At 59.8% G+C, this 22,079-nt stretch carries 21 protein-coding genes; 17 read left to right on the forward strand and 4 right to left on the reverse strand.

What is annotated here, in order from left to right; translation table 11 throughout:
- Positions 1–284 precede the first annotated feature (284 nt).
- The gene (locus J3349_RS13525; protein WP_207677769.1) at positions 285–791 is read left to right on the forward strand and encodes a transposase; all 507 of its coding nucleotides are present in this window, start codon (positions 285–287) and stop codon (positions 789–791) included.
- A gap of 69 nt (positions 792–860) precedes the next feature.
- On the opposite strand, the gene J3349_RS13530 is transcribed toward J3349_RS13525, so the two are convergent.
- Positions 861–1,019, reverse strand: coding sequence for a hypothetical protein (locus tag J3349_RS13530; RefSeq protein ID WP_242699662.1), 159 nt, complete (start codon positions 1,017–1,019; stop codon positions 861–863).
- Between the two features lie 22 nt (positions 1,020–1,041).
- Between J3349_RS13530 and J3349_RS13535 the strand changes: the two genes are divergently transcribed.
- Entirely contained in the window at positions 1,042–2,376 is a 1,335-nt protein-coding gene (locus tag J3349_RS13535; RefSeq protein WP_207677770.1) for a threonine/serine exporter family protein, read from the forward strand.
- A 113-nt stretch (positions 2,377–2,489) separates the two neighbouring features.
- Here J3349_RS13535 and J3349_RS13540 read toward each other — a convergent pair whose 3' ends face one another.
- Positions 2,490–3,242 (reverse strand): DUF4866 domain-containing protein, encoded by a 753-nt coding sequence (locus tag J3349_RS13540; protein ID WP_207677771.1) that lies wholly within the window; start codon positions 3,240–3,242, stop codon positions 2,490–2,492.
- 143 nt (positions 3,243–3,385) lie between these two features.
- Between J3349_RS13540 and J3349_RS13545 the strand changes: the two genes are divergently transcribed.
- Complete coding sequence (locus J3349_RS13545) at positions 3,386–3,679, forward strand: argininosuccinate synthase domain-containing protein (protein ID WP_242699663.1); 294 nt, start codon at positions 3,386–3,388, stop codon at positions 3,677–3,679.
- Between the two features lie 322 nt (positions 3,680–4,001).
- Here the strand turns inward: J3349_RS13545 and J3349_RS13550 are convergent, their stop codons facing one another.
- The gene (locus J3349_RS13550) at positions 4,002–5,552 is read right to left on the reverse strand and encodes a helix-turn-helix transcriptional regulator (protein ID WP_207677772.1); all 1,551 of its coding nucleotides are present in this window, start codon (positions 5,550–5,552) and stop codon (positions 4,002–4,004) included.
- A gap of 32 nt (positions 5,553–5,584) precedes the next feature.
- A complete protein-coding gene (locus J3349_RS13555) occupies positions 5,585–6,916 on the reverse strand; it encodes an ABC transporter substrate-binding protein (protein WP_207677773.1) in 1,332 nt (443 codons plus the stop codon).
- A gap of 403 nt (positions 6,917–7,319) precedes the next feature.
- Between J3349_RS13555 and J3349_RS14115 the strand changes: the two genes are divergently transcribed.
- The 14 genes from J3349_RS14115 (at position 7,320) to J3349_RS13625 (ending at position 22,049) form a co-directional block, all read left to right on the forward strand.
- Positions 7,320–7,844, forward strand: coding sequence for a twin-arginine translocation signal domain-containing protein (locus J3349_RS14115; RefSeq protein WP_242699664.1), 525 nt, complete (start codon positions 7,320–7,322; stop codon positions 7,842–7,844).
- Between the two features lie 81 nt (positions 7,845–7,925).
- The gene (locus tag J3349_RS13565) at positions 7,926–9,494 is read left to right on the forward strand and encodes an acid-shock protein (RefSeq protein WP_207677774.1); all 1,569 of its coding nucleotides are present in this window, start codon (positions 7,926–7,928) and stop codon (positions 9,492–9,494) included.
- An 18-nt stretch (positions 9,495–9,512) separates the two neighbouring features.
- Positions 9,513–11,087: an acid-shock protein gene (locus tag J3349_RS13570; protein ID WP_207677775.1), complete on the forward strand. Its 1,575-nt coding sequence runs from the start codon at positions 9,513–9,515 to the stop codon at positions 11,085–11,087.
- A 21-nt stretch (positions 11,088–11,108) separates the two neighbouring features.
- Positions 11,109–12,329, forward strand: coding sequence for a hypothetical protein (locus J3349_RS13575; RefSeq protein ID WP_207677776.1), 1,221 nt, complete (start codon positions 11,109–11,111; stop codon positions 12,327–12,329).
- Between the two features lie 23 nt (positions 12,330–12,352).
- Positions 12,353–13,909, forward strand: a complete 1,557-nt coding sequence (locus J3349_RS13580) for a hypothetical protein (protein ID WP_207677777.1) — start codon at positions 12,353–12,355, stop codon at positions 13,907–13,909.
- 70 nt (positions 13,910–13,979) lie between these two features.
- Positions 13,980–15,236, forward strand: coding sequence for an SPFH domain-containing protein (locus tag J3349_RS13585; RefSeq protein WP_207677778.1), 1,257 nt, complete (start codon positions 13,980–13,982; stop codon positions 15,234–15,236).
- Positions 15,237–15,270: 34 nt separating this feature from the next.
- Positions 15,271–16,137, forward strand: a complete 867-nt coding sequence (locus tag J3349_RS13590) for a DUF4428 domain-containing protein (RefSeq protein WP_207677779.1) — start codon at positions 15,271–15,273, stop codon at positions 16,135–16,137.
- A 20-nt stretch (positions 16,138–16,157) separates the two neighbouring features.
- Positions 16,158–17,249 carry a twin-arginine translocation signal domain-containing protein gene (locus J3349_RS13595; protein ID WP_207677780.1) on the forward strand — a complete coding sequence of 364 codons (1,092 nt, stop codon included), beginning with the start codon at positions 16,158–16,160 and terminating at the stop codon, positions 17,247–17,249.
- 89 nt (positions 17,250–17,338) lie between these two features.
- The gene (locus J3349_RS13600; RefSeq protein ID WP_207677781.1) at positions 17,339–18,430 is read left to right on the forward strand and encodes a hypothetical protein; all 1,092 of its coding nucleotides are present in this window, start codon (positions 17,339–17,341) and stop codon (positions 18,428–18,430) included.
- A 14-nt stretch (positions 18,431–18,444) separates the two neighbouring features.
- Positions 18,445–19,293, forward strand: coding sequence for a TPM domain-containing protein (locus J3349_RS13605; RefSeq protein ID WP_207677782.1), 849 nt, complete (start codon positions 18,445–18,447; stop codon positions 19,291–19,293).
- Between the two features lie 13 nt (positions 19,294–19,306).
- Positions 19,307–19,738, forward strand: coding sequence for a hypothetical protein (locus J3349_RS13610; protein WP_207677783.1), 432 nt, complete (start codon positions 19,307–19,309; stop codon positions 19,736–19,738).
- 34 nt (positions 19,739–19,772) lie between these two features.
- Positions 19,773–20,318: a hypothetical protein gene (locus tag J3349_RS13615; RefSeq protein WP_207677784.1), complete on the forward strand. Its 546-nt coding sequence runs from the start codon at positions 19,773–19,775 to the stop codon at positions 20,316–20,318.
- A 1-nt stretch (position 20,319) separates the two neighbouring features.
- Complete coding sequence (locus tag J3349_RS13620; protein ID WP_207677785.1) at positions 20,320–20,940, forward strand: gamma-glutamyltranspeptidase; 621 nt, start codon at positions 20,320–20,322, stop codon at positions 20,938–20,940.
- A 35-nt stretch (positions 20,941–20,975) separates the two neighbouring features.
- Entirely contained in the window at positions 20,976–22,049 is a 1,074-nt protein-coding gene (locus tag J3349_RS13625; protein ID WP_207677786.1) for a hypothetical protein, read from the forward strand.
- The last annotated feature ends 30 nt before the right edge of the window (positions 22,050–22,079 follow it).

Here is a 22,079-nt window from a genome sequence, read left to right on the forward strand (position 1 = left end):
TTTGCTTAATTGGTCTACAATGGTGTTGGTTCTGAGAAGTTCACAGCCAGTGAGCTATACAGATGCCCAAACCTAAGCTACAATTGAGATGTGCAGAGAGAACGATGCATTGCTTGAGCTGAACGCTCGTACGCGCAAACTGTTCTCCGCCATCTCCATTGCAGCGTTCGATTGACGCAGGTTGAGTTATCGGCAGATAGAAATGTTGCCGTACATTCGTGTCACAAAGCAAGCTGCATCGGTAATGGGCATAGGCGGAACCGGCATTAAAGGAGGTCAGAAAAATGGAAGCTGCTGTTATTACCGCCGTCGGTATCGATGTGTCTAAGAGCAAAAGCACAGTTGCGGTACGGAGACCCGGAGGCGAAATCGTACTTCGGCCTTTCGAGGTCCACCACACGAACAGTGACTTGAAAAAGCTGGCATCCACACTCAAAAAACTGGGAGGTGATATCCGTATTGTAATGGAACAGACCAGTACGTACTGGAGACCGATCACACTGACATTGAAGGAAGCGGGCTTTTTTGTTTCCGTTGTCAATGCGATGCTGATCCACGATTTTAGTGATAATACGATCCGAAAGCTAAAGACGGATCGAGCGGATGCTCTTAAAATCGCAAACTATGCGCTCACCTTTTGGGATACACTACCCCCGTTCAACAATGAAGAAGAAACCAGGCTGCTTCTTAAAATGCAATCCAGAGCAAATGAGCGAATCACTGCGACTGCAACAGCGTTGCGGAACGGTCTGATTGCACTGGCTGACCAAACATTTCCCGGGGTAGCGTAGCCCATAAAACGTTCAATGCGGGATTTATCGATCGTAAAAATCTATTCCAGAAGAATCATGGACGGTTCTTCAAAAGCCGGGTTGGAATCCACCAGCACATGGGTAGGCTGGTTTTTCTTCTTTGAAATACCAAACGAACATTGCCGGCATATCCAAGATACGTTTTACCCGCCCTGCAATTTCCCTTATAATAGCACCGCAGTCTTGAAACAGCTGCAGCATTCCCATATCACAAAGGAGGCTTTCCGGTATGGGACAACGGCAAAGTGAGATCATCAAAAATCACATGGAAGTCTACTGGCACGACTATGCGTCGGCCAGCAAGGGCGTCCCCATTACCGAGGCGGGGCTTGTGGAAAAAGCCTCCGTCATTGGACGCACCGGGCTGATGCTGCTGGAATGCGGCACCGGCGCATGGCGTGTCCGAAGCTCCATGAACACCCTTTCGCGGGAGCTGGGAGTCACAACAACAGCGGACATCGGCCTGTTGTCCATTGAGTTCACCTGCTTTGACGGTGACCAGTGTTATACCCAGTCACTCTGTCTGACAAATACGGGCGTGAATACCTCCCGGCTGAACCGACTGGAGCATTTCGTCAACGACTTCGACCGGGAAGGAAAATTTATGACCGGCGAAGAACTGCACAGCCACCTCGATGAGATCGAGCGCATCCACGGCTTGTATTCGCCCATCGCACTGGGCTTTGCAGCTGCACTGGCCTGCGGCTGCTTCACCTTTCTGCTTGGCGGCGGCATTGTGGAAATGCTGTGTGCCTTCTGCGGTGCAGGCATCGGCAACTTTGTACGGTGCAAGCTGACAAAGCACCATTTCACCCTGTTTCTGGGCATTACGGCGTCGGTCTGTTCAGCAAGCCTCGTGTATGCCATCCTGCTGAAGCTGGCAGAGGTGCTGTTTGCCGTATCGGCGCAGCACGAGGCGGGGTATATCTGCTCCATGCTCTTCATCATTCCGGGCTTTCCGTTCATTACCAGCGGCATCGACCTTGCCAAGCTGGATATGCGCTCCGGGCTGGAACGTCTGGCCTACGCCGTCCTCATCATTCTGGTGGCAACCATGACGGCTTGGATCATGGCACTGCTGCTGCATTTGCAGCCGGTGCAGTTCCCTGCCCTGAGCCTGACACTCCCGGAAGAGATCGTGCTCCGGCTGCTGGCAAGTTTTGGCGGTGTGTTCGGCTTTTCGCTCATGTTCAACAGTCCCCGGAACCTGGCAGTCTGCGCCGCCCTTATCGGTGCGGTAACGAACACGTTCCGGCTGGAGCTGGTGAGCCTTGCGGGCTTTCCGCCCGCTGTTGCAGCGTTTCTGGGCGCACTGCTGTCCGGACTGCTGGCCTCCTGCCTGAAGAGCGCCGCCGGTTATCCCCGCATCTCCGTCACCGTGCCGTCCATCGTTATCATGGTACCGGGACTGTATTTCTACCGTGCCATCTATAATCTGGGCATCCTGTCTCTGATGGACTCCGCCACATGGTTTGCAGATGCCATTCTCATCATCGTGGCACTGCCGTTAGGGTTGATCTTCGCCCGTATTGTCACTGACAAGACTTTCCGTTATTGCACCTGATGTGCAGCGTTTCCATTCTCCTTTATAAGGCAAAACGCAGCGAATCTTTTAACGGTTCGCTGCGTTTTGTTTTGCTGTGATGCACTTATATAGGAAGTTCGTTTACAGGACGTTTACTCGCCGTAAACGATCTTGGTAGCAGTTTCCACATGGCGTTCCAACCGGTCGGCAAAGTGTTCCAGCGGCAGAAAAACGCCAAGTTCATCGTAGCGGGTTCCGCCGTCCTTGAGCGTATCCTGTCCATAGTAGACCACGGAACGGGGCAGTGCGTGCTGCAGCTTCATCTGGATATCCCAGACGGTGGAGTAGGCCTCCGCTTCCGTTACCTTCTGCTTCACGGTGTCCGGCAGTTCGTAGATCAGCAGCAGCCCCAAATGCTGGTTGTAGTGGTACTCCACCACATCCATCGAGCCTTCGTCGTAGCCGTGATACTTGCAGTAGCCGCTGGCAAGGTACATTTTTACCTTTTCCTGCTTCTGGAACACCCGGATGAACCGGTCGTATACTTTGCTGCTCACGGCAAATTTGTTGTTCGGCAAAAGAACGCCGGCATCATCCGTCAGGATCACCGGGTTCGGCTGACCATCGGCGTTGAATTTAAACGGGATCAGGGCAGCGTTCCGTAGCAGGTCAAACATACTGTGCTGGCAGATCGCCATCAGAAAGGCAGACAGATCCTTGTTCTCGTAGGCATTGAACAGCGCTGCGGCAAACTGCTGTGCACTCACGGTCGGCGCATCCAGTGCGTCTGCCATGTCCAGCGAGTCGTTGAAGGTATCCATCAGGCGGCGGCAGGCTTCTGGATTTTTCAGGATCTCCCCGAACAGTGCCTCTGCCTTTTCTTCTCTTGGAAATATCGTTGCCATCAAAAAGACCCTCTTTCTGTTTATTTCCAACTACTATTATAGATTCATAATGCCCCGCTGTGAAATACTGCTTTCATATTGCTGCTATATGCAGAACACTTTTTACACATTTTCCAAGTGCCCGTATAATGGACACTGCAATCATGAAATTGCACGAGGGAAATGATGGCCAGTGGTTCAGCCCGCTGCGCAAAGCTCTGAGTGCCTTTGTCACCTCCACACAGGAGCATGTCACCGGAAAGGTGCGTCTGGAACGGTACAAGGGCAACCTCATCAATGCAGGGGTCTGGTCGCCGTTCTCTCTGTATCGTGAAGACATCGCCACCTTTGCCGCAGGCGGCGACTACAAGCAGAGCGATGCCACCGGTTTCATCAGCATCTATGGTCTGCCCACCAAGGTGCAGGCTATCGTAAACAGCGAAAAAGAAGGGGAATGAAGTAGCTTATAGCAGTTTGTGTTTTTTAATACCAGTACGTACTGGAGACCGATCACACTGACATTGAAGGAAGCGGGCTTTTTTGTTTCCGTTGTCAATGCGATGCTGATTCACAATTTGATATTGACAATATCATTTCGTAAGAGATCAGCTTACTGTTTGTGTTGTAGTTGGTTCATTGCAGTTTCAGCTTACAACAAAAAATGAGATAGACAACCCCTCTCGGGGAAGTCTATCTCATTTTTTTCGTTGGGGCTATTTTGCAATGGCCCCTTCATTTTTGCTTGTTTCCGGTGAAAGCTGCGGCGCGGGAATGTTCCATTCAGCGGGCCTTCTTGGGGCCGCTTTCGTCCGGGGCGCTGCCGCTGCCGGAGTTCAGGATCGCCACGAACTGCTGCAGCTGCTTGAGGGAGCTGACACCCAGTTTGTCGTAGATGTTCTTGTTGTGGAAGCGCAGGGTGCTATCTTTGATGTCCAGCTGCTGCGCGATCTCCCGGGTGCGCAGCCCGGCGGCGTAGCCGTCAAAGATGCGGCGTTCGGTCTTGGTCAGGGTGGGGATGCCCGCAACAAAGGTCTGGAAGGCATCGGGCACCGACTCGTTGCGGCACACGTCCGCCAGCCGGGACAGCTCAGTCTGCATCTGCTGGCGTTCCAGCTGCAGCTCGTCCATCCGCCGCCGGGATTCCCGCCGGTCCTCCTCGAACTGCCGGAACGCCGGCGAGAGGATGCGCCGGTGGAAGTTCATGCAGCAGAACACCACGAAAAAGGCGATGAACAGGCCGATGAGCAGCATCTGCAGATTGCCGTAAAAGACCAGTCTCCGGTAGTCTGCCATGGGGATGCACACCGCCAGCCGGTAGGACAGGCTCTCGCTCAGGCGGCACAACTGGGAGATGCCCGCATAGGCGCTGTCGGGGCCGGTCAACTGGGTCAGCCCGCCGCCCATGCTGCGCAGCACCAGCGTGTTCCGGGGGGCATGGTAGTAGCCGCCGGTGGTGCCGCTGCTGAGGGCGGCATCGGCGGCAAGGCCGTCCCCCGCCGGGGCCAGCAGGCAGCTCAGCCGGTCAAAGCCAGTGGGCTGGGCAAAGTTCTGCTTGAAGTAGCTCTCGCTGATCTCAAAGCCGCACAGCCCGTACATCGTGCCGTCCCGCCCCCGCAGGGGCAGCAAAAACAACTGCACCTCCTCCGAGGTGCCGGGCAGCTCGAACCGCTCGGTCAGCGTGTAAGACTGGTACAGCGGGGCACTGCCGGGGGTCATCCAGCGGTCGTAGTCCGGGAACTGGTCGGTCTGGAACTCCATGCGCCACTTGCGGTGGGGCATCACGCTGTGGGCCTTGCCCACCTCCGCACTGCCCCGGTACAGCAGCAGGGGCACGGTGGGGGTGTCGGCACCGCTTTTCTGCACATACAGCCCGGCGCGGGAATGCTCTGCTCCCTCCATGCGGGTGTTGACGGTGGCATCCAGCAGCACAAAAACACCGGAACAGCCGGTCTGGCGCAGACGGCGGCACAGCGGCTCGATCATTTTCTCCTCCAGCGCGTTCAGTACCTCGGGGGAGTCGTTCAGCTGGGCAAAGGACATCTGCCGCAGAGCAAGCTCCTTGTCCACCTCTGCGCTCATGTCCTCGGACAGGTTCACGCCCATGACCGCCAGCTGGTCAAAATAGCGCTCCATATCGTTCTGGAACACCGAAAACTGGATCTGCAGACTGCGGCTGATGTCCTTTTTGGTGTTGTGCAGGCTGGCAAACAGGAACAGTGCCGCACCAAAGGTCAACACCAGCAGCACCACCAGCAGCAGGCAGGCCCACAGCAGCCGGCTGCTCATGGGGCTCTGGCGGATCTTTTCACGGTGTCGGTCAACAAAGTGCATCAAAGTCCCTCCTTTCCGGCTGAGCGGCAGGCTCAGGCATTGTCACACAGCAGCTGCCATGTTTCCTCGGCAAGGGCTTCCAGCGTTTCGCCGCCCGCAAGGCGCTGGGGGTAGTCCTTCTGGCGCTGGCGCAGGCTGTCGTACAAGGTTTTGGCCTTGGCGTGGTACCCCACGATGCCCGGTTCGGACAGGGGGGTGTTCTGGATGCGCATTTCGTTGTAGACGTCGTACAGCCGCTGATAGCTCTGCTGCTCAAAGGGATAGTCCGCAATGGCGTCAAAGGCGGCGCTGGACACCGGCATGTAGCCGGTATCGGCGGCAAATTCCAGATTGCGCTGCTGTTCGGTGAGCCAGCGCAGGAACACGGCGGCGGCTTCGGCTTTCTGGTCGGTAGTCTTAAAGGCGCACAGGCCCACACCGGCCTGCGGCATCAGGGGCGTGGCGGTGCCTGCGGCGTGGGGCAGGGGAGCCAGCAGCAGGTCGGTGGGCTCGGTGGTGTTGTCCGGGTAGGTGACGAAATCATTGTAGTAAAGGATGGCCGCAGAGCTGCCAAGACCCGCCAGCGTCTCGCCGGTCATCACCTGCGTGTTGGAGTACAGGTCCGAGATCAGAATATCGCCCTGCACCAGCGCCCGGGAAAACTCCATCCACGAAGCGCGGAAGGTCTCGTTGGTCAGATCGTACCAGCTGCCCTTGTACAGCTCGCCGCTGCCCTGCTCCAGCGCGTTCAGCTCCACCAGACGCAGGGGGTAATCCAGCGCGCAGAAGGGCTTGCCCTGCGACCACTGCCGGTAGGCACCCGCCATTTCAAAAAAGCCGTCCCATGTGGCAAGGGTGGAAAGCTGCGCCCCGGTGTCCGCCGCAAACCGGGCGTACTGGGAGCCGTTCAAAAAGATGAGCTGGGTGGATTTGGACACCGGGAACACCACCTGCTTCCCGTCAATGATGCCGTCCTGCACAAAGCCGGGCACATAGGCCGCCATGTCCTCGGCGGTGAACCAGTCGTTCCAGTCCACAAGGTTCTCGATGCCCAGAGCGCTGGCGTCCGCGGAGTGGGCCGAGAACAGGTCCGGCAGATCCAGCGCGCCGGGCTTGCCGGTCTTGGCGTCCTGCAGCTGGCCGCCGATGGCGGCGCTGTTGGTCATGTTGGTCACGTTGAGCAGGATGCCCTTCTCTCTGCCCACCGTGTCGTTGAACTCGGTCAGCAGGCGGTTCATGGGCGAGTCGGCCTGTTCGCCGTACACATGCCAGATGCTGAGCATGGTGGGGTCCTTGGGCGAGAGCAGGGTTTTGCTGCCGCCGCAGCCCGCAAGCGCCAGACCGGGGACGAGCGCCGCAAGCTTCAAAAATGTCCTTCGTTCCATTTTTCATGATTCCTTTCCACACATTGCAGCCAGAGGGGGAAAACCGGCACAGGCAGGGCTGCAGCTGCCTGTTTTGGTGGGAAACACCCCAAAATCCCCCCAATTTTGGGCTTTTTGGGGGGATTTTTTGAGGGGGAAGCCCCAAAGCCCAAAAAAATTTTTTGGAATTGCCCCCCAAAAACGGCTTTTCTGAGGGGGCAATTTTTTTCCGGGTATGGTACAGTACAACCAGAAAAAGTCCTGCGCCGGTGCAGAAAGCCTGTCACTGTGCACAAAACGTGTCAACGGGCAACTGCGGATTCTATTCATAAGAATAGCATAAGATGGAGCGGACTGCAAGTGCAGAGAATACCAAAACCAAAGCCCCCTAAAAAGCAGGGGGACCAACAGAAAGGAGCACCCCATGAAAAAGATGAACAGACGCGAATTCCTCACCCTTACCGGCGCAGCCGTTGTGGCGCTCTCGCTGGCAGGCTGCGGCGGCGGGTCCTCCGCACCCGCAGTGCCCACTACCAGCGAAGAAGCCAAGGTTCTGGAAGCCATCAAAAAATACCGCGCAGCAGCCGGGGTGAAGGAACAGATCACACTGGATAACGAGCTGAAGCCCGCAGCTGAAATTGTGGTGAAGATTGCAAAGGGCGAAAAGAAATTTGAAGACTCCATGGGAGATCTTAGTGAGGTAATGAAGCGCTATAATGATCTTAGCGCCCCGATCGGCATAGTTGCTGATAAGGATACAGGTAATATGATGCCGGTATGTATATACTTGGACGACGTAGAGAAGATGGCACAAAATCTTCCGCTTCAGGTGGACGAGGACACTCAGGAAAATCTGAAATCGGCCAGTCTGATTGCGATTCAGGTGTTCGAGTATGGCGGTGCGAAATACTGGGTCGCACTCGTTGCCAAAGGCAAAGTGACTCCGTAAAAACAACAATTCCCATTTACCCCCTGTTTGCCCCGGGCACACTCCCCCTGTGTCCGGGGCTTTATAGAAAGGAGCACCCCCATGAAACACAAATGTTTTGCTGCTGTGGTTCTGGCGGCGGCTCTCTGGCTGACCGGCTGCGGCGGCGCATCGGACGCCGCTGCTCCCGCAGGCCCCAGCGCCGCTGCCGACCAAAGCTCCGGCGCAGCTTCCCAAAGCGCCGCAGCCGCAGCGGTGCAGACGGCCCAGAAGGAGCGCATCACCGACCAGTACACGCTGGAAAAGAATGTTTCGGGCGTGTGGGAGGCGGACACGGGGCAGTACATTTCCGTCCATGTGTCCGTCCATGTGCCGCAGCTGGAATGCGACAGCCCGGATGCCGCCTACATCAACGATGAACTGAACGACATCTATGCGGCACATTTCCGGGAATATGAGGCCTACGAGGAGGCCGGACAGCCGGGCAGTGAGTACCCGCAGATCGGCGTGAACTGGGATGCCTACTGGTACGGCGACTGCGTCAGTCTGGTGATGCACGACCGCTATGGCGGCACCGCCCCGTGGTTTTACAGTGGCTGGTGCTTCGATTTTGCCACCGGCCAGCAGATCACCACAGCCGAGATGCTGCAGCGGATGGGTCTGGACCCGGACACCGTGCAGCAGCAGATGCAGCGGCAGGCCATGCAGGCCTTTGACCGGGAGATGGCGCAGGGCGCATATTACGAGAGCTGGCGTCTCGACGGAGAACTGTCGCAAATGCGGATGGACACGCTGGAATACAATGAACTGGAAAACCTTTGCCTGCTTTTGCCGGAGCAAAATCAGCTGGTGATTCGGGGCAGATACAGCTCCGCGTCCGAAGAGAGATGGCAGCAGCTGGATATGGAGATCCCGCTGCAGACCGCTGCCCAGCCGCAGGCGCAGCCGGTGCTGACTGACACCTTCGACGGCGTGCAGGTGCAGCTGAAGGGAACGCAGGCCACCATCACCCTGAGCCCTGCACCCAAGACCGCCACCTGGAACACCGAGCTCAACCTCCGGCTGGAGCAGGCGCGCACCTACCCGATCCTTGGCTCTTACAATGAATATGTGGACGTGTGCATCGGTCAGCAGACCGACTCGGTCTTCCACCCGGTGGTCTATCTGCTGACCAAAGACGGCGTGGTGGAGTATGTAGATGTGCTGCGCTGCCTTCTGTTCGGAAACGCCATGATCTGTCAGGACCCCATCTACATTGCCAACAACGGCGTGTCGCTGGAGCGCAGCGGCAATAGCAAGGTGAACCTGCGCCGGAAGGATGGCTCTGTGCTGGAGCTGGCTGACCTGTCGTCAGAGTGGAGCGTGCAGGGTATCCCTTATTCCATCACCGGCTCCTTCAACTGCACCAACGGAAACTGGCTGGAGCTTAGCAGCGACGGCAGCGTTCAGTTGGGCGTGCAGAACAACAGCCGCATCGATCAGGGCGACGCAGAGTATCTGGGCGTGGTGCCGGAGGGCATGGTGCTGGCCATCTTTACCGACACGGGGCTCGACTTTGTGGCGGCGTTCAAGATGGACCTGTACGACAACCTGACCCTGACCATGATCGACGGGCAGAACCCCTTTGCCGAGGGCGAGACCCAGCTGCAGATGACCCGCAGCTACGGCTGAGAACACAGGAGAGGGACCATGAAACACAAACGCCTTACTGCGCTGGTGCTGGCTGCCGCGCTGGTGCTGACCGGCTGCGGCGGCACAAAAAGCAGCTCCGGCTCCGCTGCCCCCGCAGGCTCCGGCTCCGCTGCCGCCAGCCAGAGCACCGGCAGCAGCCAGAATGCTCCGGCGCTTGCCACCCAAAAGGAGCGTATCACCGACCAGTTCACGCTGGAAAAAACCGTCCGGAGCGAGTGGGGCAGCGCACAGAAGCTGACCATCCATGTGCCGCAGCTTGTGTGCGACAGCCCGGACGCCGCCTATCTCAACGATGAGCTTGCCGCCAGGTATGCGGCGGAATATCGGGATTATGAAAGCTATCCGCAGGCTGAGGTGTCGCAGGACGAATGGTGCTCGCAGACTTACATCGACTGGGACGCCTACTGGTACGGCGACTGCGTAAGCCTTGTGGTGAGCAGCTACTACGGCGGTACCGACCCCATCTATTCTCAGGGCTGGTGCTTCGATTTTGCCACCGGAAAGCTGATCTTCGTGACGGAAATGCTGCAGCGCATGGGGCTGGACCCGGACGAGGCGCAGCTTGCGGTATACCGCGCTGCCATACAGACTTTTGACCGCAACATGGTGCAGCAGGAATATTACGATTATCTACGGGAAAGCGGCATGCTCTCCGGGATGCGCGCCGACACCCTGCGGGACAACGGGCTGGAAAACCTGACCGTTCTGCTGAAAGACGAAAATACCGTCACCCTTGTTGCCGGATACCACACCACCGCCGGCAGCGGCTGGCGTCCGCTGGAGGTGGAACTTCCGCTGACCCCGGCCGCCCCTGCCAAAACGCCGGCGCTTACCGATACCTACGGCAGCGTTTCGGTGTTGCTGGACGGCGACACCCGCACCGTTACCATCAAACGCACCCCCGAGATCATCGCATGGGCAGAGGAGTATGATATTCGGCTGGACGGCGATGTCACCCTGCCCATCCGCAACGCCTATAATAATTATGTAGATGTGTGCATCGGCGAGCTGGGCGCGTCCTTCCACCCCGTGGTCTACCTGCTTACCGAGGACGGTTTTGTGGAGTACGTGGATGTGCTGCGCTGCCTGCTGTATGGGCAGATTCTGCTCTGTGCCGACCCCATCTATATCGCCAACAACGGCACCGCGCTGGCGCTGCGGGGCGCTGAGGTCAGCCTGCTGTGTGCAGACGGTACGGAAACAGAACTTGCCCCCCTGACCGCTGAGTGGAACAGCCCGCAGCAGGTAGATTCCACCGGCTGTTTCAGCCTTGGGGAAGGGGAGGACTGGTGCTGGCTGAACCTGAATTCAGGCGGCGGCTGCCAGCTGGCTACCCACAACAACCGCTATTTCTATCAGGGTGCTGTCACCTATCTGGGCGCTACCCCGAACGGCACCGCGCTGGGATTCTCTCTTATCCGCGACACCGACAACGGCCCGGAATGGGTTTCGTTCAGCGCTGCATTGAAGTGTGATTATAGCATCGATTGCCTGATTTTTAACCCTCTGAGCGGGCAGAACCCCTTGACGAACGAAACGGTCCCGCTGGTGCTGACCCACAGCTACGGCTGATAAACGAGCAGGAGGTGCAAGATGAAACACATCCCCTTGCGGTGTATACCGGCCGCTTTGCTGGCCGCAGCGCTGCTGGCGGGCTGCGGGGCACAGCCTGCACCTCCGGCAAGCGTCGCAGTAAAACCCGCAGAAAGCAAGCAGTCTGCCACGCTTGCAGCCCCGGTAACCACTGCCGAACCGGAAGCTGTACCGGAGACTGCAACGGAAGCTGAAAACGCTGAAACCCCGCGCATCACCGAGCAGATCTCGCTGGAAAAGCAGTGCTCGGCGGGCTATACCACCATCTCGGTCCATCTGCCCAAGCTGGAAAGCGACAGCGCCGATGCTGCCCGCATCAATCAGGAGATCTGGGAGATGGGCAGTGAGTACATCGACCGCGACCCGGACGCCATTCTGGCGGCGGGTTTCTACACATGGGATGCCACCTGGTACGGCGACTGTGTCAGCATCGTGGTGACCGAGGAAGATCCCACTTGGGGCGAACAATATCACTGGTGTTTTGACTTTGAAAGCGGAAAGCAGCTTACCAACACCCAGCTGCTGGAGCGCATGGGTGCAGACCCTCTCGCGCTGGAACGCGACCTGCGCCGTCAGGTGATGCAGACCTTTGACGCCGCGTGGGAACGGCTGAGCCCGGAAACAGACCGCACCCAGTGGCCCTACACCCCGGAAGCACAGAAGAATTTCCGGTGGAAGCAGCTGATCTCGGTCAGCCAGCCGGACCAGCTGGACGACCTGCCCCTGCTGCTGGACAACGAGGGCAGCGCAGGTTTTCTGGTGCGGGTCTACTACGCCGACACCCGGCAGTACCGCAACACCCGGTTCGACCTGCCGCTGGACGCTGTGGCGGTGCCCGCAGACTGGCAGCAGCGCATTCTGGGGCAGTGGACGGTCTACCGCACCGAGGTGGAAGAAGATGTGTCCTATCCGGAAGAGAGCGGCGAACAGTACACCCTGAAGCTGGAGCCGGGCGACAGCCCGGACACCGTCCGAGCCACCCTTACCCACATTTCGAAGTACGGCGATACCACCACAGAGACCCGCACCGGCGTGCTGACCCGGGGCAGCGTCGACTTTGCCTTTGAGGGCGAGTGCTGGCAGCTCCGCTGCCTGCGGCCGGATGACGAAAACTACGAGTGGGCCATCGCCCTGCGGGAGGATGGCACCATGACCATGGCAAATATGGGCGGCAATGCCGAGTACAGTTACATCAGCTGGATGGACTTGCAGCGCAGTTGAGCCCGCAGACAAGGAGGTGCAAGATGAAACACCTGGCACTGTGCGGCGCGCTGGCGGCTTTGCTGGCGGCGCTGCTGGCAGGCTGCGGGGCAAAGACCGCAGCCTCTGCCCGCCCGGCTGGCAGCCGGGAGCTGAAATCGACCCCGCCGGATTCCATGCACGCCACCGTGATGATCACCGAGCAGTACACCCTTGAAAAGGTGGTACAGGCGGAGAACGGCGGCAAGGTCCGGCTGAACATCCATCTGCCCCGGCTGGAAAGCGACAGCGCCGATGCCGCCCGCATCAACGCCGAGATCGCCCAGCTCTACGAATACGATGTGCAGGAGTACGCAGACTGCCCGGCGGCAGCCGATCCGGACGTGTGGGACTTCTGCATAGAGATGAAATGGAACGCCAGCTGGTATGACAACTGCGTCAGCCTTGTGGTCAGCAGTTATTACGGCGGTACCGATGCACCCTTCCATTGGGGCTGGTGCTTCGATTTTGAAAGTGGAAACCAGCTGACCGTCACCCAGATGCTGCAGCGCATGGGGGCAGACCCCGCTGCGCTGGAAGAAGCGCTGTACCGCGACATAAAGCGCCGGGATGAGCTGGACCGTCAAGCCGCCATCGAGAGAGGAATGCTGCCCACCGGCAGCCTGAAAGAGGGCAACACCGCATGGTGGACTTCGCTGGACGAGCTGCCCTTTTCGCTGGACGAATCGGGGAACATTTCCTTCGTGGTCCGCAGGTTCAGCGCGTCCGGGGAAGAGTATGTGAGCGATGTCCCGGTCATCCCACTGGATGCACAGCCGCTGCCACCGGACTGGGAGTGGCAGGTGCTGGCCGAGTGGATGGCAGTCACGGCGGTGACGCAGGGTGAAAGCTATGCCCCCGCCGACCGCAACGAAAGCTTTACCTTGCGGCTGGAAAAGGCCGAGATCACCGGCACGGTGACCGTCTCCTTCATCCGGGAAACATACGTCAGCCCGCAGATCCAGTCCGCTGCCGAGACCCGCACCGGAGAGCTGAATGCCGGCACTGTGACCGGCTGGGACGGGGAAAAAAGTCAGGGCTGGAACCTGACAAGCCTCAGCGAGGACGGCAGAAGCCGCTGGACCATCTCCATGATGGAGGACGGTTCGCTGCGGATGCAGTCCACCGGCCTCAAAAAGGGCAGTGAGGTCTGGTACGTTTTTCAACGCACCGAGGCATGGGACGACATCGGCTACACCGCCATTCCCCGCAGGCTGTGGGGAACATACCGCGCCGGAGACGAGGCCGCAAAGGGTATCCGCTGGATGACCTTCCTGCCGGACGGCAGCTGCTGCATGAGCGTGGAATGGGGCGGATGGAGCGGCATCCTCACCGGCACCGCCGAGGGAACACAGGGCCGCACCGAGGACGGCACCGAGCTGTATTTTAAACTGACCGACCAGAACGGCAGGCCCTGCAAGTTCGGGGCCATTCTGCTGAACGATGACGGCAGCCCCAGCGGCTGCAGCCTGAAATACCGCGCCGGAGAAGTGCTGTTTGACCGGGACACGCGTCCCATTTACTGGAAAAACGACTCCCCAGATCTAACCCTTGTACCGTGACCGAAACCGAACGCAATGCGATGACAAAGCGTTGTCGCTTACACCAAACAAATAACAGGAGGAAATTACTATGGGTCTTATCAAAGCAGGTATGGGCGCACTGGGCGGAACCCTTGCAGACCAGTGGAAGGAATTTTTCTACTGCGATTCTCTGGACAAGGATGTGCTGATGGTCAAGGGCCAGAAGCGCACCTCCCGCCGCAGCTCCAACAACGGCGAGGACAACATCATCACCAACGGCAGCGGCATCGCCGTGGCAGACGGACAGTGCATGCTCATCGTGGAGCAGGGCCGCGTGGTGGAGGTGTGCGCTGAGCCGGGCGAGTTCACCTTCGATGCTTCTACCGAGCCAAGCGTTTTTACCGGCAACTTCGGCGACAGTCTGGCGGAAACATTCCAGACCGTGGCCAAGCGCTTTACTTACGGCGGCGACACTGGAAAGGACCAGCGGGTGTACTACATCAACACCAAGGAGCTGGGCGAGATCCTGTACGGCACTGCCACTCCCATCCCCTTCCGGGTGGTGGTCAGCGAGGAGCGGGGCTACAAGCTCTCGGTGAACCTGCGGTGCAACGGCAGCTTCACCTGCCGCATCTGCGACCCGCTGCTGTTCTACACCAACGTGTGCAGCAACGTCTCCACCCAGTATGACGCATCCGAGATCGCACCCCGGCTGAAGAGCGAGCTGATGAACGCCCTGCAGCCTGCCCTTGCCACCCTTTCGGCCAACAAGGTGCAGTATTACGAGATCCCCGCCCACACGCTGGAGATCTCCGAGGCGCTCAACGAGCAGCTGTCCAATGTCTGGCGCAAAAAACGCGGCATCGAGGTGTTTTCCTTCAACATCAACTCCCTGTCCATCCCGGAGGAGCAGCAGAAGAAGATCACCGAGTGGGAAGAGAATGCCATGACCACCGATCCCACCACCGCTGCCGCCCGTCTGGTGGGTGGTCAGATCGACGCCATGAAGACCGCCGCCGGCAACACCGCCGGTGCCATGACCGGCTTTATGGGCATGGGCATGGCAGCCGGTGCAGGCGGTATGGGCGGCATGAGCGCCCAGAACCTGTTCGCTATGGGCCAGCAGGCCCGTCCGGACAGCGTGGACGCGCCCCAGCAGGTCAGCCGTCCCGCACCCGCCCCGGCGGACAGCTGGCAGTGCAGCTGCGGCGCTACCGTTACCGGCAAATTCTGCCCGGAATGCGGCAGCAAAAAGCCGGAGCCGAAGCCCGCTGCGGACAGCTGGACCTGCAGCTGCGGTGCCACCGTCACCGGCAAGTTCTGCCCGGAGTGCGGCGACCCCTTTGACGACAGCGACCAGACCTGACCTGACAAATACAGAGCAATGAAAGGAGCATACCATGATGGGATTCTTTTCCAACCTGTTCGCAAAACAGAACTGTGCCGTCTGCGGCAAGGAGTGCGGCACCCTGCACCGCTCCAAGCTCCGGGACGGACAGTTCCTCTGCGACGACTGTGGCAACAAGTGCTCCAAATATATCCGGCTCAGTGAGCTGACGCTGGACGAAGCAAAGGAGCACATGGAGTACATGGCCCGGATGAAGCGGGTATTCGACGAGGTGTTCGACAAGACCGAGTTCCGGGTCAACGCATACCCCTCCACCCCAACGCAAATGGGGCTGGTGTTCTGCGATGAGCTTGGAATGCTGTACATCGACGACCGCACCGGCGGCCGGGGCAAGATGCCGGAGCTGATCCGCTACGATCAGATCGCCAGCTACGAGGAGTATCTGGACGAGACCCCCGCCAAGGAGCCGGGCCAGAAACCCACCCTCAACGGCGGCGGTCTGAAGCTGAAGCTGGTGCAGCCCCGCAGCATCACCGAGGCCCAGACCCAGCGGGGCATGCGCCCCCACCCCTACATCAAGCAGGAGCTGGTCATCTGCTTCAGCAAGCGGGACCGGCGGGAGATCGGCTATGCCCACATCGCACGGCAGCATCTGGACCACATCTTCGGGGTCCACGATAATGAGACCAGCATGTTCGGCCGCCGGATGTCCAAGGCCGAGGAACGGGAGCTGAAGGGCCAGATGGGCATGATCGGTGCCATGGGTGCCGTGGCATCTGCCGCCATGAAGGGCGGGCAGCTCTCTGAGGAGGAAAAGGCCCGCTTTGTGGAGAACATCAATCTGGCAAACGACGCCCAGACCGGCGGCATGGCAGTGTACAGCCGCCGTGCTGACGAAGCCTTTGCAAAAGTGCAGTGACCCCAAAAGGAGGAACGGATATGAGAAAGATCCAGCGCAGAGATTTCCTCAAGGCCATGGGCCTTGCCACCGCCGCCCTCGGGCTGACCGCCTGCGGCGGCTCCGGTGCCGCCAGCGCATCCAGCGTTTCCAGTGCACCGGCTTCCGGCAGCAGTGCCCCGTCCGCTTCGGCACAGCCGGAATCAGCAGAGGACAAAGCCGCCCCTGCAGGGGCCCCTGTGACCCAGTTCCAGACCGGGGAACTGACCATCGGCGAATACACCTTTAAGGCGCAGTACATCCCCTTTGACGTCCGCCGGGAACTGGACGGAGCGCATCACTGCATCCACGCGGACAGCTACCGGGGCAATTACTTCTTCAGCTTCTACAACGAAGACGATGAAGAGCAGTCTGCCAAGATCTTCGAGTATGCCATCAAGGACGATCGGCTGACCCCGGTGGCAGAGTACAACATTGGCGGCAGCAACGCCCTCAGCATCGACCGCAATGGCATCCTGTACGCCATGGACACCTTTGATGTCTACTGCTACGATCTGAACGGCAGCGACCCGGAAGAGCCCGGCGACGCACTGGACTACTGGGGCAGCTGCTATTCCTCCAAGGACCGGGATCTGACCGTGATCTACTGGACCAACTCCGCGCCGGTGCTGGTGCAGGACGGCGAGTACACCGAGCTGACACTGGAGGGCGATAACGAGATCGGCCCCTTCTACAGCATGTCCTCCCTGAACCTCAGCGGGGACGAGCTGCTGACGGTGGGCGAGCTGGAATCCAGCGGCGATGATTACTTTGCTGCCTTTGATCTGGACGGCAATGAGCTGGCCCGCAGCTCGCAGCCGGTGGGCAGCTTTGACGCCGTGATGATGAAGCGCCCCAACGGCTATCTGCTGGACACGGGCTATATGTGGGAGCTGTACGCGCCGGACGGCACTTTTTTGGAAAAGTCCCTTCCCGTGGGCGAGCGCGAGACCCTGTGCCAGCTGTGCGGAGAGTTCTGCACCTTTGACGTCTTTTTGCCGCTGGAGGAAAACGCTTTCCTGGCAGTGGGCCACTACGGCAAAGCCACCGAGCCGGATGAGCCGGTGGTGTTCCGCATCACCACGGACTTCTGAGTCGACCGCTTCGGCGGGAAGACCAACACAAAAACAGCGGGGCCGGGGAAGAGCCCCCGGCCCCCTTTGGAATAACAGGAGGAAACGCTATGGCAGGAATGCTGGAATACAAGTGCCCCTGCTGCGATGGCGCCATCCAGTTTGACAGCGCCACCCAGAAAATGAAATGCCCCTACTGCGACACCGAGTTCGACGTGGATACCCTCAAGGGCTATGACGAGGAACTGAAGGACGAAAAGCCCAGCGAGATGGAGTGGGCCACCCCCGGCGGCAGCTGGGCAGAAGGAGAGACCGCCGGTCTGCATACTTACAGCTGCAAGAGCTGCGGCGGCGAGATCGTGGGCGATGACACCATGGCCGCCTCGGCCTGCCCCTTCTGCGGCAACCCCATCGTCCTCACCGGACAGTTCGCCGGAGACCTGCGCCCCGAACTCATCATCCCCTTCAAGCTGGACAAAAAGGCTGCCAAGGCCAAATTGCAGGAACACCTCAAGGGCAAGACCCTGCTGCCCCGGGTGTTCCGCAGCCAGAACCACATCGACGAGATCAAGGGAGTGTATGTGCCTTTCTGGCTCTTCGACAGCGACGCCGACGCCCAGCTGCGGTTCACCGCCACCCGCACCCGCAGCTGGTCGGACAGCAAATACGACTACACCGAGACCAACTACTACTCCGTCCGGCGGGACGGCACGCTGGGCTTTGACGCAGTTCCGGTGGACGGCTCCTCCAAGATCGAGGACGACCTGATGGAGTCCATCGAGCCCTTTGCCATGCAGGACGCCATCCCGTTCCAGACCGCCTATCTGGCCGGCTATGTGGCAGACAAATACGATGTGAGCGCCGAGGACAGCATCGAGCGGGCCAACAAGCGCATCCGCCGCTCCACCGAGGAGACGTTCCAGCAGACCGTTACCGGCTACGATTCGGTCAAGGTGGAAAACAGCAGCATCCAGCTCCACGGCGGAAAAGCAAAGTACGCGCTGTTCCCGGTCTGGCTGCTGAGCACCAGCTGGCGGGGCGAAAACTACCTGTTTGCCATGAATGGTCAGACCGGCAGATTCGTGGGTGACCTGCCCGTGGACAAGGGCGCTGCCCGCAAGTGGATGCTGGGCCTTACGGCTGCCCTTTCCGCCGCATCCTACGGCGTGATGTGGCTGCTGTGGCTGGCACGGATCCTGTAAAGGAGGGACGAACAATGAAAAAGACTTCCAACCGACTGCGCTCCCTCTTTGCGGCGCTGGCAGCACTGGTCCTTGCGGCGGCACTGGCTGTTCCGGCCTTTGCGGTGGAGGGCGGCTTTGCCGACCTGTACTACCGCATGTTCGACGACGCTGAGGTGCTGACCGAGGACGAGGACAACGAGCTGGAGGACGCACTGGAAGAGCTGAGCCTGCGCCAGAGCTTCGATGTGACCATTGCCACCATCGAGTCGATGGAAAGCGTTGGTGCCGACAGCATGGAGCAGTTTGCCGATGATCTGTATGACTACTGCCAGTACGGCTACGGCCCCGATATGGACGGCGTGCTGCTGCTGGTGAGCGTAGGCGACCGCAAGTGGCACATCTCTACCTGCGGCTACGGCATCACCGCCTTTACGGACGCCGGCATCCAGTACCTTGGCCAGCAGATGACCCCCTTCATGGCCGATGGAGACTACGCCGGTGCCTTCCGCACCTTTGTCCAGTGGTCGGATACCTACATCGACGCTGCCCGGGCGGGCCACCCCTACGACGTGAATAACCTGCCCCGGGAGCCGCTGTCTCTCATGTACCTGTTCCTTGCGCTGGGCATCGGCCTTGTGCTGGCATGGGTCGTCGTCAGTGTGATGAAAAGCCAGCTGCGCAGCGTGGCGTTCCAGGAGAACGCCGCCAGCTATGTGCGGGAGGGCAGCATGAAACTGACCAACAGCCGGGAGCTGTTCCTGTACCGGGACGTGCACCGCACCGAGCATGTGGAGGCAAAGGACTCCGACAGCTCCGGCGGCAGCTCCACCCACACCTCCTCCAGCGGCACGACCCACGGCGGCGGAGGCGGTTCGTTCTGAAAGGAGCATATTTATGAACCCTTATCTTTCGGAAAAAGCCCGCGGCGAGATACCCCGTGTCCTCAAATGGCTGCGGAACGCAGGGCTTGCCTTCTGCGTGTTCTGCTCTTTTGGCGGGCTGTATACCCTCTGCCTGAGTTTGCAGGATAAGGACTATTCCCACATCGGAGGCTATGTGTTCTGGATCGTGGTGGGCGCTGTACCCCTGGCGCTGTTTGCCCGCGGGGAGGCCCGCCGCTACCATGCAAGGACCATTGCCCGCCGGGTGGAGAGCTACTCCGGGGCAGAAGTACCCCTGCGGTGGCTGTGCAACAGAGTTGGTATGGACACAAAGGACATTGCATGGTATTTTGAAAACGGCTATTTTGCAAACCTCAGTCTGGATCTGAACCAGAAGATCGTCCGCAGGCGGACCGTGCCCCGCCATGACCCGAACCGGAGCTGAACCCTTTACGGCTGAAACAGAAAGGAGTATTTTCATGGGACTTTTTGATAAGATGAAGCAGGCCACGGCTGCCACCGGCGGCAACCAGACCGTCACCTTTACCTTTCAGGCTCTGCCGGAAAGCCTTGCCCAGATGCAGGCGCTGCCGGAAGCAAGCCTTGACACCCCCTTCAAGACTGCGGCCCTCACCGTCTGTGCGCTGTGCGCCTACGGTGCCGACAAGAACATCGGAAAGGAAATGCTCAACTGGCTGCGCGGTCCCCGTCCGCTGAACGGGCAGGATATCTCCTTTTTGAACGACCGCTTCCGGGACGGCAAGAGCTACATCCCCTTCTCCTACTTTGTGGGTGCATCGCCGGAAAATGGCTATACCCCCCGCCAGCCCTTCACCCTGCTGGTGGGCAGCAATCACACCTCCAACGTGGAGGAAGGCTATTGCAAGCTGTTTATCCCCTGCGGCGGTGCCGATGACCCCCGCCCCATCAAGCTGCGCCGCAAGGGCAACGGACAGTGGTTTCTGTGGGAGCAGTACCTGCTGACCGGCATCCGCATCCCCACGTCTGCCGACCCGTGGGCATAAGATGAAGGGCCTGACCATGACGCTGTTTGCCGCCCTGCTGGCGCTGACACTGAGCCTTGCGGGCTGCGGGCCGGTGGACGGCGACCCCATCCGCTCCGGCGCGGCAGCTTCGGACAGCGCTCCCCGGCCGGACGCTGTGACCGTGGCGCAGCTGCGGCAGCAGGCCGAACAGAACGGCAGCCTTGCCGCAGTGCTCTATCTGGGCAGCGTCCCGGAGCGCACCGCCGATGTGGACGCTGCGCTGGACAGCCTGCAGGAACAGCCGTGGCAGTTTGTTGCGGACATCCCGGCAGACCACCGGGTCGCAGCACCGGGCGGCGGGCGGGAGCTGTACTGCATCTTTGCCGTGCGCAGGGAGGATACGCTTTTTATCTACGAAAAGCAGGACCCCCAGTACCCGCACCAGACGGGCCGGGAACTTTATTGCAAGCAGGATGGCCAGCCCATTCTGCTGCTGTGCAACGGCACCCCTGACGCCCCCGACATCACGGCGGTGGTCTACTGCACCACCGGCCGCGCGCTGGACTGGTCGCCCCGGCTTTCTGCCGGGACCGGCAGCCCGGAGCCGGTGGAGGGCATAGACGATTTTTCCCAACACCCAACGCCCGGCGCTGCCTCCTGAGGTGCGCCCCGGCAGGGCATGAGAAAGGAGAACTTATGAAAAACCTGAAGCTTCTGGCCGCCCTGCTGGCGCTGGCCATCGGTCTGGCAGGCTGCGGCAGCGGCAGCAGCGGCAGCAGCACCCCCAGTTCCAAGCCCGAAAAAATGCTGGACGGAGACAACATGATCGCATCGCCCTCCGCCAAACAGGAGTACACCGAGCCGGAGGACGTGACCTACATGCGCCTTCTGGCAGGGGAGGACGAATACCGCGCCTGTGTGCTGTATCTGGGCGGCTCCTACGAGATCACCACCGATGTGCAGAAGGTGCTGGACAGCCAGACCGACCTGCGGGAGCTGTGGGGCTTCGTCTACGACATCCCGCAGGATCACTGGGTCGTGGCACCGGACGGCGGGTGCGATTTGTACTGCATCTTCCCGCAGGACCCGGATGCCACCCTGTTCGTCTACGAGACGAGCCTGACAGACGATGCCGAAAACCCGCTCCAGCGCGGTAAACAGCTCTATTACAGCGAGGACGGCCAGCCCATCCTGCTGCTGTGCAACATCAGCGATATCGCCCCCAACACCGAGGTGGAGCTGTACCCCAGCACCGGCGAAGAGCTGGTATTCAGCCCATTCCTTTCCGGCGAGAACGGCCATGTGGTGGAAGCCGAGGGCGTGTGCGATTTTACCATCTACCCGGAAGGGGACGACTGGGAGACCGACACCAGCCCCTGGTCGCTGGAGGGCAACTGGCTGGAGACCGGCCGCGACACCGACGAGGGCTATTTTGACACTGACCCCGCAGACGCCGACCGGATGTGCTTTTTGCCCACCGACGCCGACACCGAAGGCAGCCAGCTGCCCTTCACCGCCAGCTACATCACCCCCTACCCGGAGCTGAACGTGGAAGAAGCCGATCTGTTCTATCAGGAGGGCACCCCGGAGGTGCCCTTCCAGACCAATCAGGAGTGGTACGCTACCTTTACCGGAAAGGACGGCTCCCGCTACGCCGTCACGCTGGAGGACGAGGACACCCTTGCCCTCAAGTGCTATCTGGAGGGCCAGGAGAGCTACCTGAGCCTTGTCAATACTGTCTACTTTGCGCGGCAGGAGGCCATGGGCTGACCGCTGCCGACCCACACCGGGAGGAATGCA

This window comes from Faecalibacterium sp. Marseille-P9590 (assembly GCF_017377665.1).
In the GTDB taxonomy this organism is placed as follows: Bacteria; Bacillota; Clostridia; order Oscillospirales; family Ruminococcaceae; genus Faecalibacterium.

What these genes read in the sequence shown, in the direction of transcription:
- J3349_RS13585 (WP_207677778.1), top strand. Translation starts at nt 13,980, where the DNA reads ATGGGTCTTATCAAAGCAGGTATGGGCGCACTGGGCGGAACCCTTGCA.
- J3349_RS13555 (WP_207677773.1), bottom strand. Translation starts at nt 6,916, where the DNA reads ATGGAACGAAGGACATTTTTGAAGCTTGCGGCGCTCGTCCCCGGTCTG.
- J3349_RS13565 (WP_207677774.1), top strand. Translation starts at nt 7,926, where the DNA reads ATGAAACACAAATGTTTTGCTGCTGTGGTTCTGGCGGCGGCTCTCTGG.
- J3349_RS13575 (WP_207677776.1), top strand. Translation starts at nt 11,109, where the DNA reads ATGAAACACATCCCCTTGCGGTGTATACCGGCCGCTTTGCTGGCCGCA.
- J3349_RS13535 (WP_207677770.1), top strand. Translation starts at nt 1,042, where the DNA reads ATGGGACAACGGCAAAGTGAGATCATCAAAAATCACATGGAAGTCTAC.
- J3349_RS13570 (WP_207677775.1), top strand. Translation starts at nt 9,513, where the DNA reads ATGAAACACAAACGCCTTACTGCGCTGGTGCTGGCTGCCGCGCTGGTG.
- J3349_RS13580 (WP_207677777.1), top strand. Translation starts at nt 12,353, where the DNA reads ATGAAACACCTGGCACTGTGCGGCGCGCTGGCGGCTTTGCTGGCGGCG.
- J3349_RS13530 (WP_242699662.1), bottom strand. Translation starts at nt 1,019, where the DNA reads ATGGGAATGCTGCAGCTGTTTCAAGACTGCGGTGCTATTATAAGGGAA.
- J3349_RS13605 (WP_207677782.1), top strand. Translation starts at nt 18,445, where the DNA reads ATGAAAAAGACTTCCAACCGACTGCGCTCCCTCTTTGCGGCGCTGGCA.
- J3349_RS14115 (WP_242699664.1), top strand. Translation starts at nt 7,320, where the DNA reads ATGAAAAAGATGAACAGACGCGAATTCCTCACCCTTACCGGCGCAGCC.
- J3349_RS13545 (WP_242699663.1), top strand. Translation starts at nt 3,386, where the DNA reads ATGAAATTGCACGAGGGAAATGATGGCCAGTGGTTCAGCCCGCTGCGC.
- J3349_RS13625 (WP_207677786.1), top strand. Translation starts at nt 20,976, where the DNA reads ATGAAAAACCTGAAGCTTCTGGCCGCCCTGCTGGCGCTGGCCATCGGT.
- J3349_RS13600 (WP_207677781.1), top strand. Translation starts at nt 17,339, where the DNA reads ATGGCAGGAATGCTGGAATACAAGTGCCCCTGCTGCGATGGCGCCATC.
- J3349_RS13550 (WP_207677772.1), bottom strand. Translation starts at nt 5,552, where the DNA reads ATGCACTTTGTTGACCGACACCGTGAAAAGATCCGCCAGAGCCCCATG.
- J3349_RS13610 (WP_207677783.1), top strand. Translation starts at nt 19,307, where the DNA reads ATGAACCCTTATCTTTCGGAAAAAGCCCGCGGCGAGATACCCCGTGTC.
- J3349_RS13615 (WP_207677784.1), top strand. Translation starts at nt 19,773, where the DNA reads ATGGGACTTTTTGATAAGATGAAGCAGGCCACGGCTGCCACCGGCGGC.
- J3349_RS13620 (WP_207677785.1), top strand. Translation starts at nt 20,320, where the DNA reads ATGAAGGGCCTGACCATGACGCTGTTTGCCGCCCTGCTGGCGCTGACA.
- J3349_RS13525 (WP_207677769.1), top strand. Translation starts at nt 285, where the DNA reads ATGGAAGCTGCTGTTATTACCGCCGTCGGTATCGATGTGTCTAAGAGC.
- J3349_RS13590 (WP_207677779.1), top strand. Translation starts at nt 15,271, where the DNA reads ATGATGGGATTCTTTTCCAACCTGTTCGCAAAACAGAACTGTGCCGTC.
- J3349_RS13595 (WP_207677780.1), top strand. Translation starts at nt 16,158, where the DNA reads ATGAGAAAGATCCAGCGCAGAGATTTCCTCAAGGCCATGGGCCTTGCC.
- J3349_RS13540 (WP_207677771.1), bottom strand. Translation starts at nt 3,242, where the DNA reads ATGGCAACGATATTTCCAAGAGAAGAAAAGGCAGAGGCACTGTTCGGG.